This is a genomic window from Parabacteroides sp. An277, from assembly GCF_002159645.1.
Lineage (GTDB): Bacteria > Bacteroidota > Bacteroidia > Bacteroidales > Tannerellaceae > Parabacteroides.
Window position 1 is genome coordinate 1 of the sequence record NZ_NFJB01000080.1, and the last position, 1,695, is coordinate 1,695.

A 1,695-nucleotide genomic window follows, 5' to 3' on the forward strand; every position below is an offset into this window, starting at 1 on the left:
ATCGTTTATAATCTCATGCCCTTGTCTCTCCTAAGCGGCTTAACAGTCCTTTTAATGGATGAGAACAGCCTGCCAAACTGTTCCTTGAACCATTCGCCAATCAGTTGCCTGTTGATGGCAAGTGCGAGTTTCGATTTGTCTTTCGGGTCCTTCACCACTTGGAAGCCTGCCCTTTCGGTCTTAAACTTCCGCTTGTGTTCCTCCGAATAGAGTTCGCCCTCGTAGAACAACGGCTTGCCGCTGATAAGCGTGGCAGTCTGCTTCTCGTTGAAGCCGACTTTGAGGCAGAACTTCTCCATATACACCAACTCTTGGAACAGCGGAAACCATTTCTTGGCTTTCTGAATAACGGATTTCAGGAATGACACTTCCTTTTGGTGTTCCGCTTCCTTGTCCGCCATTTCCCTGCGGTGCTTGGCTTGCAGTTCCATAAGCTGGCGGCTGTGTTCCTCCTGCTGCCGCTGCATTTGCCGTTGCAACAGTTCGATGTTCTCGTCACGGGCGGCGACCTCACTTTGCAGGGTACGGTTGTCGGCTTTCAGTTTGCCGCTACCCAAAAGAGAGCCGACCTTTGCCACGAGTGCCGTTTTCGCTTCGGTTTTGGCGGCTTCCAGCTTCTCCGACTTGATTTCCTTTCGCACTTCGTCAAGCTGCCGTTCAGCCTGTTGTTGTGCGGTCTGCAACTGCCTTACGTTGGCTTCAAGCTCTCCCGTCTGCCGTTTCAGGTCACGGTAGTATTGGGCTGTGGTGGTGTGCCGTGCTTCCGAACCCCGTATGCCACGCTGCAATCCGTACTTCGCCATCGCTGCGGCATAGCTGTCATGATAGGCAACAAGCCTTTCACGGGTCAGGAGGTCATCGGCACACAAACGCACGGCATTGGCTTTCTTGCGGTAGGTGCGTTTGCTGTCCGCTTGTTTCTTCTTGGCTTTCCTGCGCTCTCCCGTCACTATCGGTACGACCGTTGCATGGATGTGCGGCGTGTGTTCGTCCATGTGCAGCACTGCCGAAACGGTGTTCTCCCTGCCGAATGTGCGATGCAGCCATTGCAGGTTGTCATCGCACCATTCACCCAGCCTGCCTTCGTCCTGCACTCTCACCATATCTTCATGCGTGCCCGAAAGCACGATGCGGATTGCCCGTACTTGGTCGGGCGTTATCTTCCGTCTGATACCTGCCGTGCGGATGCGGTGGCTTATCGCCTCGGTGCGGTCAGCCACACCGTCGGGGAATTGCACCAACTCACGGTTGAGATGTGTGCGTGTGGGGTCTGCGTTCTTGGGCGTGGTCTTGCGTTCGATGTGGTCGGATGCGCCCGTGTCAGCCGACCCTTTCGCCTTGTTGATTTGAATGCTTATGTATCCCATGTTCGTTTCTTGTTTTTGAGGTTCTACAAACTTGTTTGTCAATGTTCGTCCGCCTGCGGTCATGCCGCACAGGACAAACGGGGGTGTCCAGAGGGGTGCAACCCCATTGGCTCATTGGGGTGTTTTTAGCATTAGCGTCAGCGGTGCGTGAAGAAAACGCCCTAATGAGCTATGGCTTTTTGTTTCCCAAAAGCCTGCGGCGGTGTCAGCGGTGATGTCGGCGGACATTGGTTGCTTTTTCTTTTCGCCAGCGACATCGGCTTTCCCTTGTCGGTCGGCAGGACGGAAGTCCGTCCGACCAGCCTACGGATGGCGATATTCACCTTTG

1 protein-coding gene is annotated in these 1,695 nt (G+C 54.5%); it reads right to left on the reverse strand.

Annotated elements, in window-relative coordinates; all coding sequences use genetic code 11:
* Positions 1-5: 5 nt before the first annotated feature.
* Positions 6-1,367 carry a MobV family relaxase gene (mobV, locus tag B5F77_RS15365; RefSeq protein WP_087332340.1) on the reverse strand — a complete coding sequence of 454 codons (1,362 nt, stop codon included), beginning with the start codon at positions 1,365-1,367 and terminating at the stop codon, positions 6-8.
* Positions 1,368-1,695 lie beyond the last annotated feature (328 nt).

Coding starts and splice junctions, on each gene's coding strand:
- mobV (WP_087332340.1), bottom strand. CDS start 1,367: ATGGGATACATAAGCATTCAAATCAACAAGGCGAAAGGGTCGGCTGAC.